This is a genomic window from Pseudomonas sp. GW821-FHT09D08, assembly GCF_059416305.1.
Genome location: NZ_JBWKOX010000002.1, coordinates 200,049 through 219,112 on the forward strand (window position 1 = coordinate 200,049; position 19,064 = coordinate 219,112).

Here is a 19,064-nt window from a genome sequence, read left to right on the forward strand (position 1 = left end):
GAAACAAGGAGATTCACATGCCGTTACTGGACTTCGCTGCACTCGCCGGGCAACTGCCTGACAGCTGGAAATCGATACGCCTGGGCCAGGTCGGCCCGGCGCGGATCAAGGTGTTGCGCATGGATGAGCAGGCTTACGAAGAAGAAGTGCACGACTACAACGAGGGGCTACTGGTAATCAGCGGCCATTTGCGCCTGAGCATCGCTGATGAAGAGATCCACGTAGAGACCGGCCAGATGTACCTCGTGGAAGCGGGCACCGCTCATGCCGTACTTCCAGGTAGCCGGGGCACCCTGGTGATCATTGACGCCTAGAGACATTCAGTAATACCCAACCTTTGCAATTGCTTACAAATACCGCCAACCTGCGCCCGCCCGACGTGCGGCGTACGACAACCTGCGCGCTCGCCGGTCATTACTAAACCTTTTGTTCAAGAGCCCGCTGCCATGCTGAACGGACGCGACCCACGCATCGATTTTTTTCGGGGCCTGGCGTTGATCTTCATTTTCTGGGATCACGTCCCCCACAATCCTCTCGGCCAGATCACCCTGCGCAATTTTGGGTTCAGCGATGCGGCCGAGGTCTTTGTATTCCTCGCCGGTTACGCCGCCGTGCTGGCCTACGGCAAGATCCTGCAACGCGACGGCTACTGGATTGCCTCGCTGAAAATCCTGCGTCGCGCCTGGGTGTTGTACGTGGTGCATATCTTTTTGCTGGCGATGCTGATGGGCATCGTGTTCTTCGCCAACAGCCATGTGGAAACCCGCGATCTGGTTCAAGAGATGGGCCTGACGCACTTCGTCACCCACCCGCAACAGGCCCTCACCGATGAGCTGCTGCTGCGCTTCAAGCCCAACCTGATGGACCCGCTGCCGCTGTATATCGTGCTGCTGGCGGGGTTGCCGCTGGTATTGCCGCTGCTGTTGCGCCACACCTGGCTGGTGGTGGCCGCGTCGGCGACGGTGTATCTGCTGGCGCCGTGGATGGGCTGGAACCTGCGGGCGATTGCCGACGGCGTGTGGTACTTCAACCCGGTGACCTGGCAGTTCCTGTTTATCCTCGGTGGCGCGGCGGCGCTGCAGGCCAGTCAGGCGCGCCCGCCGGAACAGCGCCCGCTCAAGCGCCAGCCGTTGTTCATGGCGGCGGCGGTGTACACCGTGGCGGCGTGTGTGCTGACCCTGTCATGGCGCTGGCCCGAGGTGCATGACGCGTTGATGCCGTCGTGGCTCAGCGACCTGATCTACCCCATCAGCAAGACCGACCTGTCGCCGCTGCGCCTGCTGCACTTCCTGGCCCTGGCCTATGTCACCGCCAAGCTGTTGCCCGGTCGCGGCTGGACGCAAACCTGGTGGGCGCAACAAAGCTGTCGCATGGGCCGCTACTCCCTGGAGGTGTTCTGCCTCGGCGTGCTGCTGGCGCCGCTGGCGGACATGCTCAACGCCCAGGTCGAGGATGCCTGGCCGATGCAGGTGTTCAGCGCGTTGCTGGGGCTGGCGCTGATGGCCGGGCTGGCGGCGTGGCTGGCGTTCAACAAGCGCCTGGACCTGGCGCTGCGCGGCGAGGCGCCGGCCTTTAAATAGATAGCCCCAGCCCCGGTATGCGCGGTGCTTCCATCTGCCTTCCACTTATCGTGAAAGGTAGAGCGCATGCCGACTCATCAATTACTCAACGGCCTGTCCGGCAATCTGCAATCGAGTACCACCTGGGCCCAGCAACAGGCGCTGGAGCTGATCCAGCGCAATATCCTGCAAGCCCTGGAAGGCCTGGACGCCGAGGAAAAAACCCGCTTCCTGCGCCTGCAACGCAACGCCCTGGCGGCCATGGCGGCGGTTGAAGCCGAAAAGGAACGGGTGGTCCGCAGCTTCAAGGCAAATGGCCTGGCGCAGTTGCGTGAACGGATCGGTGGGCGCGATCCTGAGCAGTATCGCTTCGAAACCACCTACCTGGAAAAGATCGAGCAACCGCTGCCCTGGGACCGGCAGCCGGGCAGTCACGTGCGGGTACCGCGGCGCTCCGACAAGGATCTGCGCTTTATCGAACACATCAAAAGCCTCTCGCTGTGGGAGGCCGCCTGCCTGAATTTCGGCTTCACCGCCTCGGTCCGCCAGGACTCCGGCTACAGCCTGGTGGACGCCAGCCGTGTGGTCGGGCCCGGTGACGATCGCAGCCTCACGGCGCAGGCGTTCATCGCCATTGCCCGCGAGCTGGACCTGGGCCACCAGTTACAGGTGAAGATCAAGGCCAGCCTCGATGAAAACGGCACGCTGCGCCGCTTGATGGGCGAGGCGGCGCTGGCACTGCTGCAGTTCGATGTGCTTGACGCCTGGCGCAACCGCGCCCGCAACGGCCTGACCCGCGAGATGTATGACAGCCTCACCGCATCGATCGACGGCAGCGGGACGCAACTGCCGGTCGACCGCCTGAGCCTGACCTCGGGCGTCACCCCTGTCATCGCCGTGCCCTTCGTCGCCTGGGAGAGTGCCATTCCCGTGCCGCTGCTGCTGATCAGAGTGGCCAGCCTCGGAGTTCTGTCCTATTTTCCGTTCCGCCCCGGCGGCGCGCTGCGTTACCACAGCGATGCGCGCGCGGCAGAGGTGGATTTTCGCCAACAACTGCTGGACAGCCACCGGCAAGGCGACCTGGGCTGGTTTTCCCGGCAACTGCCCCTGGTGGGGTTGTCGGTGTTCCAGTCGTTGTTGACCCGGCAACCCCGCCCCGAGGGCATGAGCTGGCTGGCCGAGCGGCTTTACGATGGCTTTCATGCGGCCTTCCCGGAGCGCACCCTCGACGACATTCGCTTCTCCACCGACCCGCACGCCGGCCCCGCCGCAACCCTGGTGCAAGCCCTGACTTACCGGCAGATCCAACGCTGCCAGGCCGACCTCGACACCCTGGCCAACAGCCGTTCCGAAGCCGACTGGCAGGCGCTCCAGGACGCCACCGCCGCCGTGGCCGCCGAAGTCTTGCAAGTGCTGCTCACGCCCTTGCCCGGCGGGGTCACGGGGATGAACCGGGTGATGCAGCTGGCCGTGCTGGGCAGCATGACCTACAGCGTCAGCGTGGGCCTGAATGAAGCGGTCAAGGGCGAGGCCAGCAGCTTCGCCTCGACCCTCAGCGATGTCGCCGACCTGGCCATCAGCGGCCGCTTGATCAGCGTCGCCGGCAGCGCCCATCGCCAGCGCATGCTCAGGCACCTGCAGCGGCTGGGCAATCCGCGCAAAGTCACGCGTCCCGACGGGGTGGACGAGCTGTGGAAACCCGACGCACGTCCCTACGCCCATCGCCAGCAGTACCTGCTCGAGGGTCAACGCGCCGACGCCCTGTGCGTGTTCACCGTGCAAGGCCAGCAATACGTCAAGCTGCACCATGACAACCAGACCTTGGTGGCCGAGGTCGCCCATGACCAGGCCACCCAGCGCTACGTCCTCAAGAACGGCAGCAGCCCCTATAAGCCATCGATTGTCTTCAACCCGGCGCTGCAAGCCTGGACCTTCGACCTGCACAACACCCAGGCCCTGTCGGATGCCCAGTTGCTACAACAGATGCTGCCCGATGGCTCATCGCTGATCGCGCGAGCCGACCTGGAGCGGATGCTGCGCAGCACAGCCACCTCCCGCGCCACCCTGGAGGACGTGTGGCGCGGCGAACCGGCACCGTTGAACCTGATCGAAGGCGTGCGCCGCCTGCAAGCCGACCAGGTGATCGAGCACATCATCAACCGCTTTCATGAAGCCGGCTATCTGCCCCCCTATGGCGACAGCGTGGTGTTATGCCTGCTGACCCAACTGCCCGATTGGCCCGCCGCCACCTTGCTGAGCATCAACGACCCGCAACGCAGCGTGATCGAAACCTTCGGCAAGACCGAGCCGACGGTGCCGCGCCCGACAACGATCACCCTCGTGCGCGCCGCCGACCACCGCTACCAGGCCGAAGGCGACGGCGGCCTGCCGCCTTACCGGGCCGACCCCTTGCTGAGCCTGGTCATCAGCCTGCAACCGAGCACCTCGCTGCTGGGGCTCACGGATCAACTCGACGCCACGCTCGAACAGCGGATCCTGGCAGTACGGCGCGACGTCGCCGCCCTGGCGCGGCGCGAACGCCTGGCCCTGTTCGCGGCCCTGGTGAACTACGCCGGCTATGAAAAACATGAGCTATTGCCGCCCGCCAATGTGCGGCGTTTCCTGCCGGTCAAGGCGTCGATGCCCTTGGTGGCGGTTACGCCGCTGCTGAAAAAACTGCGCGACCTCAACAGCCCGCTGTCACCGGCCTTGCTGGAGCGCCTGCTGGCGCAGCATCCCCTCACCCCGCGCCAGCAGCAGGCCTATCTGCGTGAAGGCGGGCTGCCCACGGCCTTTGCCGAACTGTTGGATAACCACCGCACCGCCCTGCGCATCGACGCTGCAATCGATGCGCTGTACCACCCGCGCCAGTTCAACAACGATGCCGATCAATGGGCGCGGGAATTCGCCTCGGCGTTGATACGCCGAAGCCTCAAGCGCGATTTCCTCATCACCGAAGTGGTCGCGGGACGCATCGCCAAACCCTATCGCTCCAGCGGCCCCGAGGACCTCACCGTGGAGCTGCGTCACTACGGCGAGGGCGTCTATGAAGCCTATGACATGCGCAATGCCGGCACGATTGCGGTGACGCCGGCGGTGGACAGTTTCTACCTGGCCATCGGTTCGGTGCTGCAACCCCACGAGCGGCAACAATTGGGCATGCACAGTGCCACCGACGCCAGGGGCCTGCGCATCACCCTGGGCGACTACATGAGCAACCAGCGCGGCCCGGAAGGCTTCGTCAGGCTGGCCGACGGTTCGCTGGCCCAGTACGAGCACACCCTGGCGCTGCCGACCAGCCTGCGGCCGGATGCCGAGGGTATTTTCCCTCTCGCCGGCGACCACTATCTGCCCCTGTTCGGTTCCTGGTACCGGATCGTCTATGACAAACGGCTGTTCAAGTGGCGGCTCAAACACCCGCAGAAGATCGGTGTCGACACCCCGACCCTGGAGCACAACAGCGAGGGCGCGTGGCGCCTGTCCAGCGAGAACCCCATGGGCTGGGACGACCACAGCCTGCTCTATCGCCTCGGGGGCGACCATTACACATTCCCCCAGGACACCGCCCGCAGCATTCTCGCCCTGACCGACACCCCGCCCCACGTGCTGCGCCAGATACACCGCAGCGGTCGGGCGTCGCCACCGTTGTTGGCCGATACCTGCAAGCGCTTGCGCATCGATCAGGAAATCAACCACTTCATCGAAGCGATGTATGAGCTCCCCAATAATTCCGCCACCGCTCCAGACCCGAACCTGCAACTGCTGGTGGTCTCCAGCCTGCCCGGCTGGCCCGACAGCCACGTGCTGGAGATTGTCGACCGGGATGCCCCGCTCAGATACCCCGCCCGTCATCGGACCGATGCCAAGGTGGTGAGCGCCACCGATAAAGACCTCGAGTCGGCCGGGCTGCTGGAAAAATTCATCGCTGACGATGACCTGACCCGGGCGCTGCTCGGCACGCTGCCGCAGACCGAGGAACAGCGCCTGTTCCAGCTGATCACCCGGATCGTTGGATACACCGACCGCGAGCGCTCGCAAATCCTCGACTCCTTGTACATGCGCAGCGAGACTGCGGGCAGCGAGCCGGAGCGCCGCTTCAAGACCCAGCACCCGGACCTGTCCACCAGCACGGTCAAGGCGATTCTCGGCCAGGCCTCCAAGCGCGAGCTCAAACAGCTGCATGAACATGACCGCCTGAGCCTGCGCCTGGCCGAACAGGCGCGCCTGAGCGGCCACGAGTTACGCTTGAACCGGGCGTTCGAAGGCCTGTATGTGGATGCCTGCGCCAACGCCGACAGTGACCGGATCACCCTGTACCTGCTGCACAACCTGCCCGCCTGGCCGAAGACCCTGCGCATCGATGTGCGTGAACGGGACAATCAGGGGCGCCTGCTGGAAACCGCCGGCCATCGGCAGGGCTCCTCGCGCCGGACCGTGGCCAGGACCAATCGCGGTTACCAGGCCTACACCCCGCAGGGCGAGCCGCTGGGCCAGCCCTCGAACCGATTGCTGCGGGTGATTCTCAGCAGCTTGTCCGCCGACGAGCAGGCCTTGCTCGAGGTGGACAGCGAAAGCGGCATCGCCCAACTGCGCACCCAACTGGCCGAACTGGCCTTCGCCCGCCGCGTGGAAATCAAGGGCCTGCTGGATATCCCCCATCTGCAACCCTGGATGCAACCGGCCATGGGGGTGGATCGTTCGTTCCTGGTGTATCCGTTCTGGCAGCGTATCTGGCCGTTTCGCGGCCCACGGCCGCCGGATCTGGTGGCCAAGGTCCAGGAGCTTTACCCGCATTTCAACAATGACGATGCACGGCGGATGCTTCAGTCCCTGAACATGACCGACCCGGAAAAACTCATCGAGCTGGAGCGCCGCCAGGCCGAGTACCAGGCCATGGACGTGGAATTGTCACGCTGGAGCGAAACCCTGCTGCCGGCCGACAACGAACTCAATGACCCGCTGGGCATGAACCGTGGCCGACGTCGCCATATCGCCTACCAACTGCGGGGCGCATGGCGGCGCGAAAACGCGACGTTCTATCTCGCCGGCCTGTTCAACGTACCGTCACTGGAGTTGCAGCTGGACGACGAAGGCCTGCCGCCCGGCTCGTTCCTGACCGGCACCAGCGGCTTCAGCCACATCGAGTACCTGCGGATTTCCGGGAACGCCTTCCCCGCCACGGGGGCAGAGTTCCTGGGTAAACTCACCCAGCTCAAGGCCCTGCGCATCGACTGTCGCCTCACCGACTTGCCCAGCGCGATCACCGACATGACCTGGCTCACCCACCTTGACTTGAACGACAACGACCTGCGCTTGACCGAAGAGTCGGTACAGCGCCTGGCCCATATGGTCAGCCTGCAGAAACTCGACCTGAACGACAACCCGGACCTGACCCTCACCCCGAATGTCAGCCAGATGCTGCAGCTCAATACCCTGCGCCTGGCCAACACCGGTATCACCCAATGGCCCATCGGCGCCAGCGCGCTGCCGGTGCTCACCGAGCTGCACTTGCAGTCCAACGGGATCAGCACCATTCCCGACGAAGTCTTCAGCAACCCCTGGTTGCAAATGGCCAATCGCAACACCCTGCTGCACGAAAACCCGCTGTCCGCCGAGACCCTGGCAAGCATCGACGCCTACCGTATCGCCACGGGTATCCGCCTGGGGGGTCAACTGCGCACACCGGCCCATGCCCCCGTGGCGTCGAATGACCTCGATACCTGGTTGACCGGCGTTGCGGAGCAGGACGTGGCGGCCCGCCGTCAACTGTGGGAGCAACTGCAGGCCAATGAAACGGCGAGTGCCGATGATGTGTTCCGGGTCCTGCGCGACCTCAAGCGGACCCACGCCTACCGCAACACCACGTCAAGAACGCGGCTGACCGAGCGGGTCTGGAGCCTGCTGATCGCGATGGGCGAGTCGACGCAACTGCGCAACACGATCTGCCTCAATACCTACGGTTCAGGCAATTGCGGCGACAGCGTGCTGCTGGCCTTTACCAACATGGAGCTGCATCACCGCATCCACCAGGCCAAGCTGCAACCCAGGAGCTACCTGGCCGACCGGGCCTTGCTGGAACTGGCCAAGAGTTGCTTCTACCTCAATCAGCTCGACCACTTTGCCGACCAGTTCGTGCTGGCGCGCGAACGGGCAGACCTGGACGCCGATCCCGCCGAGGTGACCATTTACCTGCGCAGTAAACTGGCGCGGGAATTCAACTTGCCGTTTTATCCACTGGAGCTGCTGTACAGCGTGGATGACTATGTGACACCGGCAGTCATCGACGAGGCGCGCCGGACCCTGCGCAGGCTCGGCCAGTCACCGGCGTTGCAGGAGGCGATCCTGGCCACCGAGTTCTGGGTCGAGTACCTGGCCAGCAGCGAGCCGGAGGCGTTTTTCACCGTCAAGGACACCATCACCTACAAAGTCAGCGTGCTGGATCAGGAATTGTCGGACAGGCGTTCGGATGAATACCTGGAGCGTCGCCAGCAACTGGTCGACGAGGAAGCCAACGAACACAACCGCCTGGTGCGGCAGTTGACCGAGGGCACGCAACGCACGTTGCAGCGGGTCTGAGACCGTGCGGGCCGACCTGTGGTAAAACAGGCCGGCCCGCGCTCAAGGGATCACGCCGACGGCTGTGAACCCTGGACGACCGGGGTCGGCTGCAGCTTGAACACGTAGAACAACACGGTCAGCAGCACCAGGAAGGCCGGCCCCACATACAGTGCCACGCGGGTATCCGGGAAGTACGCCATCAGGCCCACCACCAGCACCAGGAACGCCAGGGCCAGGTACGAACTGACCGGGTACAGCCACATGCGGTACTTGAGGGCTTTCTGTTCGGCCGGGCTCAGGCTCCTGCGGAACTTGAGCTGGGCCAGCAGGATCATGACCCACGTCCAGATCGCACCGAAGGTGGCGATGGACGTGACCCAGACGAAGACTTTCTCCGGCACCAGGTAGTTGAGCAACACGCCCAGCAGCAAGGCGAAGATCGACAACAGCAGCGCCTTGCGCGGTACACCGTTGCTCGAGGTGGTACCGAACGCGGCCGGTGCCTGGCCGTTCTGCGCCAGGCTGTAGAGCATGCGCCCGGTGCTGAAGATGCCGCCGTTGCACGACGACAGTGCCGCAGTGATCACCACGAAGTTGATGATGCCGGCGGCGGTCTTGATGCCCAGGCGCTCGAAGGTCATCACGAACGGGCTGCCCTGGGTGCCGATCTCATTCCACGGGTAGATCGACAGGATCACGAACAACGCGCCCACGTAGAACAGCAGGATGCGCCAGAACACCGAGCCGATGGCGCGGGGAATGGTCTTCTGCGGGTTCTTCGCTTCACCGGCGGTGAGGCCGATCATCTCCACGCCCAGGTAGGCGAACATCACCATTTGCAAGGACATCAACACGCCCTGGACGCCATTGGGCATGAAGCCGCCGTGGCTCCACAGGTTGGAAATCCCCAGGGCCACGCCGTCGTTGCCGAAGCCGAAGGCAATGATGCCGACGCCGCCGATCACCATGGCAATGATGGTGACGATCTTGATCAGCGCGAACCAGAATTCGAACTCACCGAAGGCCTTCACCGCGATCAGGTTGATGGTGCCCATGCTGATCAGGGCTGCCAGGGCCCAGATCCAGCGCGGCGTATCGGGGAACCACACGCCCATGTACACCGCCACCGCGGTGATTTCCGCCACGCAGGTCACCAGCCACAGGAACCAGTAGTTCCAGCCGGTCAGGAAGCCCGCCAACGGGCCGAGGTAATCCTGGGCATAGCGGCTGAACGAGCCGGCGACCGGGTTGTGCACGGCCATTTCGCCGAGGGCACGCATGATCACCAGGATGGCCAGGCCACCGATGATGTAGGACAGCATGATGGCCGGGCCGGCCATTTCGATGGCCTTGGCCGAGCCGAGGAACAGGCCGACACCGATACAGGCGCCGAGCGCCATCAGGCGGATATGCCGTTCGCCCAGTTCGCGTTTGAGCGGGCCGCCCGAAGCGGTCTCGCCATGGGGCAGGTGGTTGCCGACTGGCATAGGGATACAACCTCGTCTTGTTATTGGATATGAGCCTCCGAGTCCGGCACGCCACGGCGGGTCAGCCATGGCATGCCGTCTCCGGTGGACCTTTTGGGTCAACCGGTCTGGCCGGGCCAGATCAGGGGGGTGCAGTATAAAAAGCTCAACCCAGTGATTTTCACTCTATAAACGGCAATATTCAGCGGGAACTCCCGGAGAACTCCGATTGCGCGGTGGGAGTATCGCACGGAGATGGTGCGCGGCTTAAGCCCATTGCCCTGCGTACTGACCCTGGCGGCGCCCACATCGGCGCGTCGAAGAGCACCGTGCGGGCCATGGGCAGGCTGATTTCGCCGCGATGAATCTCCAGGGGTTGCACGGGGTCGCCCGCACGCCGACAAATTTCTCGGCGGTGCCCATCAACGTCTACGCTTGAATCAAGTCCGATCAATCTGCCGGGATGGATCAATCGACTATGGGCGCTTTATGGCAAACCGATTCAACCAAGGCTGCGGCTCCCACCGACAGCATGGACGAACAGCCATTGCCACGACGCTCCCGCAAACGGCTGTACCGGTGGCGAATGGCGTGGCTGTTGCTGGTGATCGGCCTGATCGCCGCAGGGTTTGCCGCCCAGCGCGAAATGCGCACGTCCCACTGGCAGGCCCGGGAACTGAGCCGCCTGGCCGCCACCCTGAACTACCGGCTCGAGCCCGGCCCCAGCGATGCCGTGGTCTATCCCGGTGACGGGCCTTTCGACAAACGCCTGGGCTACAGCGACCTGGATGAATTCCTGCCGCGCCTGCTCAAGCGCAACTACCTGGTCCAGAGCCAGGTGCGCTTCTCCCCGCCCCTGATGACCTATGCCGAGCGCGGCCTGTTCGTGCCTTATGGGGAGAAAATCCAGGCCGGCCTGTCGATCAGCGATTGCCGCGCCGAGCCGTTGTACCGGTTCACCTACCCACAGCAGTCCTACCAGCGTTTCGACGCGATCCCGCCGGTGGTGGTCAACAGCCTGCTGTTCATCGAGAACCGCGATTTGCTCGACCCGGCCCAGCCCCAGGCCAACCCGGCGGTGGACTGGCCGCGCTTCGCCAGGGCGGCGTGGTCGCAAGTGGCCAAGCTGTTGCACTTGCCCGGGCAGACCGCCGGCGGCAGTACCCTGGCCACCCAGCTGGAAAAATACCGCCACTCCCCTGATGGGCTGACGCTGTCCGGCGGCGAGAAACTGCGCCAGATGTTTTCCGCCAGCGTGCGCGCCTATCGGGATGGCCCGCAGACCTTGCAGGCGCGCCAAGACATCGTGCGCGACTACCTCAACAGCGTGCCGTTGTCCGCCGTACCCGGTCACGGCGAAGTGCATGGCATGGCCGAAGGGTTGCGCGTGTGGTACGGCGCCGACTTCGACCGCACCAACGCGTTGCTCGCCGACACCCGCCCGCAGGACCTCGCGCAAAAGGGCCTGGCCCTGCGCGAAGTGTTGTCGTTGATGATTGCCCAGCGCCGGCCTTCCCATTACCTGTCCAAAGGCCACGCGGAACTTTCGAACCTGACCGACAGCCACCTCCGCCTGCTGGAGCGGGACGGGATCATCGACCCTGCCCTGGCAAGGGCCGCCCTGGCCAGCACAGTGAGTTACCGCGACTGGCAGCAACAGCCGACGCTCCAAGCGATTGACTCCAACAAAGGCATCAGCATGGCCCGCAGCCGCCTGGCCGCCCTGCTCAACCGCCCGCTGTATGACCTGGATCGCCTCGACCTGTCCGCCACCAGCACCTTGCACAATGACCTGCAAACCCAGGCCACGGCCTACCTCAAGCACCTGGCCGATCCGGCCTTTGCCGGGCAACTCGGCCTGCTCGGCCCGCGCCTGCTGACGCCCGCCAGCACCGCGCAAGTGCGCTACAGCTTCACGCTGTACGAGATGACCGGCGACGGCGCGCGGGTCCGGGTGCAGACCGACAACACCGACCAGCCCTTCGATATCAACGAGAGCAGCAAGCTGGAACTGGGCTCCACCGCCAAGCTGCGGGTGCTCACCACCTACCTGCAAATCATCAGCGAACTGCACCAGCGCTACGCCGGCCAGACACCGGCTGCGCTGAGAAAAGTCGATGTCGATGAGCAGGATCGCCTGTCGCGCTGGGCCGTGGATTACCTGGCGCAAAACAGCGACAAGAGCCTGTCGAAGATGCTCGACGCCGCGCTCGACCGGGCGTATTCCGCCAGCCCCGGCGAGAGCTTCTTTACCGGCGGCGGCCTGCATCGCTTCCATAACTTTCGCAATGAAGACAACGGCCGCAACCCGACGTTGCGCGACGCTCTGCGTGAGTCGATCAACCTGCCATTTATTCGCCTGATGCGTGACTTGGTGCGCTACAGCACCTATCACGCAGACAACAACAGTGCCGAGTTGCTCAAGGACGACAGCAACCCACGGCGCCAGGAATACCTGGCCCAGTTCGCCGACCGCGAAGGCACGACCTTCCTGCTGCGCTTCTGGAAAAAGTACCGCAACAAGGACACCCAGGCGCGGCTCGCCACCTTTCTCGACAGCCTGCACCCCACCGCCATCCGCCTGGCCGCCGTGCACCGCTACCTGTTGCCCCAGGCCAGCCAGGCGAGTTTCAACAGCTTTGTGCGCTCCCACCTGACCGGCGCCAAAGCCACAGAAAAACTGACCGAAGAACGCCTGGCCAAGCTCTACACAGACTACGGCCCCGGTGCCTACGACCTACCGGACCAAGGCTATATCGCCAAGGTCCACCCCCTGGACCTGTGGCTGCTCGGCTACCTGTTGAACCACCCCGACGCCACCTTCACCCAGGCCGTCGCCGCCAGCGAGCATGAGCGCCAGGAAGTCTATGGCTGGCTGTTCAAGAGCCGGCACAAGAGCGCCCGCGACAGTCGTATCCGCACCATGCTGGAGGTCGAGGCGTTCCTGGATATTCACCAGCGCTGGCAGGCGGTCGGCTACCCGTTCGACCATCTGGTACCGTCGCTGGCCACCGCCATCGGCAGTTCCGGCGACCGCCCGGCGGCCCTGGCGGAACTGGTCGGCACGATCCTCAACGACGGCGTGCGTGAGCCGACCCTGCGCATCGACAGCCTGCACTTTGCCGCCGACACGCCCTATGAAACCCGCCTGGTGAACAACCCCGACAAAGGCAAGCGGGTGATGCCCAGCGAAGTCGCCACCGCCTTGCGCGGTGCGTTGTCCCAGGTGGTGGATGCGGGCACGGCCAAACGCGTGTCGGGCAGCTTCAAGTTGCCCGACGGCACACCGCTGGCCATGGGCGGCAAGACCGGCACCGGGGACAATCGCATCGAAGCCATCGGCGCCGGTGGGCGCATCCTCAGCTCCAAGGCGATCAACCGTACCGCGACCTTTGTGTTCTATATCGGCGACCGGCATTTCGGCACGCTGACGGCCTTCGTGCCCGGCAGCGGCGCGCAGAATTTCACCTTTACCTCGGCGCTGCCGGTGCAGGTGCTCAAGGGCATGGCGCCGGTGCTGATGCCGTACCTGCAACCGGGCAGCCATACCCTGTGCAACCCGCCTCGTGCCGTGACCTCAACAGACTAACCGTTGATTTCGATGATGCGTTCGGAGGTGCCCTCCACCAGATAGAACCGATACGTCCGCCCGGGCTGTTTTTCAAAGCTGAACACCCGGCCAGGGAAGATATGGTTCTTGGTGGTCGGGGCGCAGGATGTACGGTCCTTTGCCGCGCAATCCTTGAACTCATCCACCACCACCACGGTGTTGCCGGCATTGCGCAAGGTGTAACGCTGCCCGCCGTTTTCGACCCGGGTGTCGAAGCGGCTGTCCTTGGGCCGCACGAAGAACACCGTGCCGTAGCCGGCCATCACCTGCACGCCTCCCACCAAGGTCTCTTCGTAGGCTTTGCGCTCTTCGTCGCTGAGGCCAAAGCCGTCTTCGGTCTCGGGCGCGACCGGCAGGTAGCGTACCCGGAAGTAACGCTCGCGGTCGCGATCACCGATAAACACAAAGCGCGTGCTCTGCATGCCGTCCGCCGGCACGATCAGCCGCGCCGGGCTGGCCACCAGGCCGTTGCGCACGCTGCCGTCGGCTTCGAGCTTGAGCGGCACCTCGTCGTAGCTGCCGTCGGGCTTGTAGAGCATCTCGGTGACATTGACCTTGACGAAGGCCGTCTTGGTGCCGCCATTGAATACCCGCTTAAGGTAGGTGCTTTTATCGCCGCGCAAGTAATCGTAGAAGTCACCGACGTTGATGTTCGGCCCGGCCTGGGCATTGAGTGAACACAGGATCAAACCCAGCATTGCATATAAAGCCTTCATAACTACTCCTCTGCCCATCATCACGGCCGTACCGCATCGAACAGCAGCTCGACGCTGCCGTAGTACTCACCTGGGGTAAAACCATCCGCCGGCTCGACCGCCGAGATATCCAGCAGCACGCGCTTGCCCTGGCGCGCCTCGTCGTGCGGCACCACCAGGGTGTCATCGAGTCCCAGCACCTGGCCGTTGAAGGTGACGTTCAGGTCGATATAGGTGCGCCCGCCATTGAACAGCGTGGGCAGCGCGCCCAAGCGGGCGTTGATGCCGCCGGCGGAGCTCTTCACGTCGAAGTGCTCGCGCAGCGGGCGCAGGCGCCCGGGTACCAGGTCCCAGACCATTTTTTGCTCGCGTTCCAGGAACCCGGGGTTGATCGGCAGGACGTAAAAGTCTGCAGTCGGGATGGTCACGGACACATCGAACACCTGCTCTTCACGGATCGCCAAGGCCTGGGTACTCAGCAATGCGCCCACCATCAGCAGCAGCGCCGCCAACACGAGCTTGCAATGTCTGCACGACTGGCGCGCGCCCCCTGGGGCTATTTCACTGACCATCAGCCTTTGACCTCATATGGTTTTTTTTCGCTGCCCTCGATCAGGGTGAAGCGGTAGGTACGCCCGGCCTGCCTGGCAAAGCTGAAGGCACGCCCCGGCAGGATGTGATGCTTGGTGACGGGCAGGCAGTCCTGGCTATCGCCACTGGCGCAGTCCTTGAACTCATCGACCACCACCACGCTGTTGCCGTCGTTATGCAGCCCGTACTCAACCGGCTGCTCATCGATGCGGGTGGCGAAGCGGGTGTCCTTGGGCCGCACGAAAAACACCGTGCCGAACCCCGCCAGCACCGTGACCCCGGCTGACAGTTGGTTCTTGTAGGCCTCGCGCTCTTCGCTGGAGACCACGAAATCGTCCTCGGGCTCGGGCATCACGGGCACGAAACGCAGGCGGAAATAACGCTCTTTTTGCCGCTCGCCCAGGTACAACAGGCGTGTGCCCTGCATGCCATCGGGCGGCACGATCAGGCGGGCCGGCGTGGCCATCAGGCCATCGCGCGCGGAGTTGCCGGGGGTGTTCTTGAGCTCGACCTCCTCGGCGCTGCCATCGGCGTTGTAGAGGATCTCCATCACCGAGACCTTGATGAACGCCGTACTGTCGCCACCGTTGAATATCCGTTTCAGGTAGGTACTTTTGTCACCGTCGAGGTAGTCATAGAACACCCCGACGTTGATGTTGGGAGCCGCTGGCGCCGACAACGGCAACCAGCACAGCGCACACAGCGCCAACAGATGTTTCATCGCCATAAATCCCCGTTAGAGTTCCGAATCCCAGACCACCGTGACCTGGCCTGAGTAGGTGCTGCCTCCCCGTTCGAGCATCTGTTCGGCGTAGTCCTTCTTGACCTCGAAGTGCAAGGTGCCGGGCCGTCGGTTGACATAGAACCCCGGTTGAAATGACTCGGTACCGGCACCGCTCAGCAGCAGCGGCTGGCGATTCACCGGCGCACCGTCCATGCCGCTCAAGCCATGGGGCAGGCTGACGCTGACATCCACCGGCACTGCGTGGCCGTCGGTGGCGTTTCTCAAGGCGCAGGTATCCCCCATCGTTCGCTCGCAGCCCAACTGCATCTTGAAGCGCGACGAGGCGGAGATACTGAAGGTCTGGTCACGGAACAGCCGCGCAGGTTTGCGGCCCTGGTTCAGCCAGGCCTGCCAGCCGCCCTGGGGCACCAGTTCAATCCGATTGCCCCCCGGTGGTACTTCGACCTTGAGGTCGTGCTCCACGCTCAAGGTGAAGTTGAACGTGAGGGCGTTCTTGGAGGGCATCATGACGTCGCCGAAATCGTAATCGCCGCCAGGACCCATGGTGTAGGTGATGCTGCCGGTGTATTGCCCGCTGGACATGCCCAAGGGGTTGGGGGTGCGCAGTTCGTAGGCATACTCCATGGTATTGAAGCGTAGGCTCGCCAGGTCCACGGAGGGCTGCCGACTGCAGGGCCCCGCGCCCTCGGGCATCAGCCAGAAGTACGAGGCGAACGAGACGCCCGCGGCAAGATGGCTGGTGCTCACACACGGCGCGGGCGCCCTCATCCATTGGAGTTGCCAGGCAACCCCAGGCATACCCCAGGCCGACACGCCTGGCGGACGAGGCACATACCAAAGCGAGCCGATACCGGCGATCCGCAGTTGGACGGTCTCGGTCTCCTGGGTGGTGACATGCGTCACCGTCAAGTCACGCCAATCAGAGGGCACCTTGACCATGAAGCCCTGGCGCTCGTCCTCATGGTTGGCCTTGATTGGCGCAAGGGACAGCGCCGTGAAGTTGGTGTCCCGCAGGCTGAAAATACCCAACGCCTTGCAGCGCGCAGGAATATGCGCGGCGCAGATCGAGCTGATCGGCGTGGTGTTTTCGAATTTGTTCACCATGGGGTTGGAGGGGTCGGGGCGGAACCGCGCGGTGATGTTTTCGTCGGCCGTTGCACCAGCGCCACACAGCAGGACAGCCAGGCCCAGGGCGAAACGTTGAGGCGCGCGGGCGCTGGGGGTTTTCATAACGTTGCTTAGTCTCGTCATCATGTTCAACCGGCAATCTGTTCGGCGGTGGTGGTGTCGGCCAACGTATCCGGCGTGCAACGCAAGTCACCGATCATCAGCACGCTGTTTTCGCTGCGCGCCTTGGAGGGGTCTAGCCGGAACTGGCAGAGCAACTGGTTGTTGCGGCGCACTTCCAGGGTGGGTGAACTGGCGTTCATTTCCAGCGAGAAGAAGCCGTCGACCTCGCTCACCCCACGGGTGGCGTGATTGATCACGTGCAAGCCCTTGAGCGGTTTGCCCTGGGGGTCCACCAGGCGACCGAGCACGGTCACGGTTTGCATCACACTGATCTTGCGATACTCCACGCCCCCCTTGTTCAAGTGGTAGCGCGTGCGCGGCGGCTGGATCGTGGCCGAGGGTGCATGGTTGCCTTCGAAGTCGAAGCTCACCGAGCTGCCCTTGTAGGCGGTGATCGGGATGAAGTTGCGGCCGGGGCGCAGGGCCGTGCTGCCGCCGCTCAGGTCGTCGGCGCGCAGGGCGATGTCATCGACGTCGGTCTCCACGTCCACGATCAGGCCGGAACCGGTGCCGTGGTACTGGCTGGTGAGCACCATCTTCTGCTGGCCCAGGGCGAAGGTGCTGTCCAGGTTGAGGCCGCCGGACAACTCGTTGTTGAACGACGAGCGCTGGGCATAGCCATCACCACTGACAAACTCGTTTTCGAAACTGGCCATGCCGGACAAACCGACGCCGTAGGTATCGGTGGTTGCCGTGGCGGACACGCTTTGCAGCAGGTGGTCCTGCAGGTCCTTGCGGTAGGTCAGCGAGGCATTGTTGTCACGGGTCCCGTCGCGGGAAGTCCGCGTGCCGATACTGGCGGACCATTGCTCGCCCGGCGCGCCAAGGGCCAGGCTGACGCTCAGGTCGACCCCGCGGTTGCGCCGGTCGCCCGTGCTGGCGCTGGCGGGCCGGTCGAACACCGACAGCCGCCAATTGGCGTCGTTGCCAAACAGGTGGGTACGCTCGGTCCAGCCCAGGTCCAGGCCGACGCCTTCGTTATTGCCCTCGCTGTAGAACAGCCGGCCATTGATCGAACGCAGGTTGCTCAGGCGATGGTTGACCGAAATCGACGAGCTGCTGGTCTGGCCGACAAAGATGTCGCGCTGGCGAATACGCGTGCCATCGGGCAGGGTTTCGTAGGTGTTGCGGGTGTCGAGCCAGCTGCGGGTGTGGTTGAACACCACGCTGCCCAGGCCGTAGTTGTATAAGCCGTTGAGGTCGAGGCCGGTGCCGTACTTTTCCGTCCAGTACACGTTGGCGTACAGGCTGGCCTGATCGGCCAGGGTCCAGTCGATCGAGGAGCCGTACTGCATGTTGTCCTTGACCTGGCGCCCGGATACACCCAGCACCACACGGGGATGCGCCAGGTAATTGAGGGAGACGCCGGCAGTCGGACTGCCGCTGCTTTGTTCGTCGAAGTTACTCAGCAGTTTGCTTTCCTGGCCGGCGAACAGGTTGTAACGCCAACGCTCGTCGTGGTTGCGCCAGTTGTTGGGCTTGTACACCAGCTCCTGGGTAGTGCTGGTGATCTGGCCGTCTTCCACCAGGCGCACTTCCACTTCATAGATGCCGCCGGGCAGTGGTCGGGTGTCCAGGCTGTGCAGGCCACTGCCGACCGGCTGGGTGTTGATCAGCAGGCCGTTGCGGTAAATCTCCACCGATGCCTGGCGGCTGGCGGTGACATAGATCGGGTAGACCGCCGGTTTGGAATTGTTGATCACCAGGCTGTCGGAACTGCCGTACATCACGCCGACCGCAGTGTCCGGGCTGGCGCCGAAGGTGCGCAGCTGGCGGGTCAGGCCTTCGGCGTTGGGGGTGAAGTAGCCCAGGCGCAGGAAGTTGCCCTGCAACTCGCGCTGGGTATAGAGCGCATACACCGCGTGGTTGAGGTCGTCGTCATCAGGACCGCCGAGGCGCGAGAACTGCATGTTCAGGGTCTGGCTCCACAGGCCCAGGCTGCTGCTGGCGTCAATGCCGAAGCGCCCGCCCAGGTCCTGGCCTTCGCCGCCGCTGAGGTTCAATTGGTTGCGTACGATCAGGCCGGTGCTGCCACCGGTGGGCAGGAAATAGTAGCGCTGCGCCTGCTCATCGCGCTCGGCGTTCTCGGTCAGCAGCGACACCGTGGAGTTTTCCAGGTTGTAGTGCACGGCCATGAGCCCGTCCGGGCAGTTGCTGGCGCAGGCACCCAGGGCCACACCCTGTTTCAGGTAATCGGCCCACTGGTCGCGCTCTTCGTCCTTGATCACGCTGCCGTCGTGGTCGGTAAAGTCGAGCAGGGTCATGCGGTCATCACGGGTCAGGACAATCATCGCTTCGGAGACAAACTCCTGATCCAATTCAACCCTGACCGCCAGCGGCACGTCGAAAAAGTGCTCTTCAAAGTCCGCCGGTAATCCCTTGGCCTGGGACAGCAAACTACGGGGGGTTGTACCGTCGGCGGTACCTGCCGCCAACGCGCCCGCACAAAACAACAGGGCGAGCGCTGCCGCGATGGGAGTCATCGGGAACATGAACGGAATACTCTGAATTCGGACGTCAAAACAGGGAGACCGATCGACCGACAAAAGC

10 protein-coding genes are annotated in these 19,064 nt (G+C 63.8%); 4 read left to right on the top strand and 6 right to left on the bottom strand.

The window, feature by feature from the left end:
* Nucleotides 1–17 precede the first annotated feature (17 nt).
* From AC07OP_RS03900 to AC07OP_RS03910, 3 genes are all read left to right on the top strand, one after another.
* The gene (locus AC07OP_RS03900; RefSeq protein ID WP_495100921.1) at nt 18–314 is read left to right on the top strand and encodes a cupin domain-containing protein; all 297 of its coding nucleotides are present in this window, start codon (nt 18–20) and stop codon (nt 312–314) included.
* A 132-nt stretch (nt 315–446) separates the two neighbouring features.
* Nucleotides 447–1,580 (top strand): OpgC family protein, encoded by a 1,134-nt coding sequence (locus AC07OP_RS03905; RefSeq protein WP_495100920.1) that lies wholly within the window; start codon nt 447–449, stop codon nt 1,578–1,580.
* A gap of 66 nt (nt 1,581–1,646) precedes the next feature.
* Nucleotides 1,647–8,135, top strand: a complete 6,489-nt coding sequence (locus tag AC07OP_RS03910) for an NEL-type E3 ubiquitin ligase domain-containing protein (protein WP_495100919.1) — start codon at nt 1,647–1,649, stop codon at nt 8,133–8,135.
* A 50-nt stretch (nt 8,136–8,185) separates the two neighbouring features.
* Here the strand turns inward: AC07OP_RS03910 and AC07OP_RS03915 are convergent, their stop codons facing one another.
* On the bottom strand, nt 8,186–9,604 hold the full coding sequence (locus tag AC07OP_RS03915) for an amino acid permease (RefSeq protein ID WP_092356291.1): 1,419 nt from the start codon (nt 9,602–9,604) through the stop codon (nt 8,186–8,188).
* Nucleotides 9,605–10,061: 457 nt separating this feature from the next.
* On the opposite strand from AC07OP_RS03915, the gene AC07OP_RS03920 reads away from it, so the two are divergent.
* Nucleotides 10,062–13,172, top strand: coding sequence for a transglycosylase domain-containing protein (locus AC07OP_RS03920; RefSeq protein ID WP_495100918.1), 3,111 nt, complete (start codon nt 10,062–10,064; stop codon nt 13,170–13,172).
* Here the strand turns inward: AC07OP_RS03920 and AC07OP_RS03925 are convergent.
* The 5 genes from AC07OP_RS03925 to AC07OP_RS03945 are packed head-to-tail and all read right to left on the bottom strand — an operon-like array spanning nt 13,169 to nt 19,006.
* Entirely contained in the window at nt 13,169–13,909 is a 741-nt protein-coding gene (locus AC07OP_RS03925) for a molecular chaperone (RefSeq protein WP_141156861.1), read from the bottom strand. The genes AC07OP_RS03920 and AC07OP_RS03925 overlap by 4 nt on opposite strands.
* A gap of 20 nt (nt 13,910–13,929) precedes the next feature.
* Complete coding sequence (locus tag AC07OP_RS03930; RefSeq protein WP_223841661.1) at nt 13,930–14,460, bottom strand: CS1 type fimbrial major subunit; 531 nt, start codon at nt 14,458–14,460, stop codon at nt 13,930–13,932.
* Nucleotides 14,460–15,200, bottom strand: a complete 741-nt coding sequence (locus AC07OP_RS03935; RefSeq protein ID WP_115487697.1) for a molecular chaperone — start codon at nt 15,198–15,200, stop codon at nt 14,460–14,462. The genes AC07OP_RS03930 and AC07OP_RS03935 overlap by 1 nt, the downstream gene beginning before the upstream one ends.
* Before the next feature lie 15 nt (nt 15,201–15,215).
* Nucleotides 15,216–16,454, bottom strand: a complete 1,239-nt coding sequence (locus tag AC07OP_RS03940) for a hypothetical protein (protein WP_495100917.1) — start codon at nt 16,452–16,454, stop codon at nt 15,216–15,218.
* 26 nt (nt 16,455–16,480) lie between these two features.
* On the bottom strand, nt 16,481–19,006 hold the full coding sequence (locus AC07OP_RS03945) for a CS1-pili formation C-terminal domain-containing protein (protein WP_495100916.1): 2,526 nt from the start codon (nt 19,004–19,006) through the stop codon (nt 16,481–16,483).
* Nucleotides 19,007–19,064 lie beyond the last annotated feature (58 nt).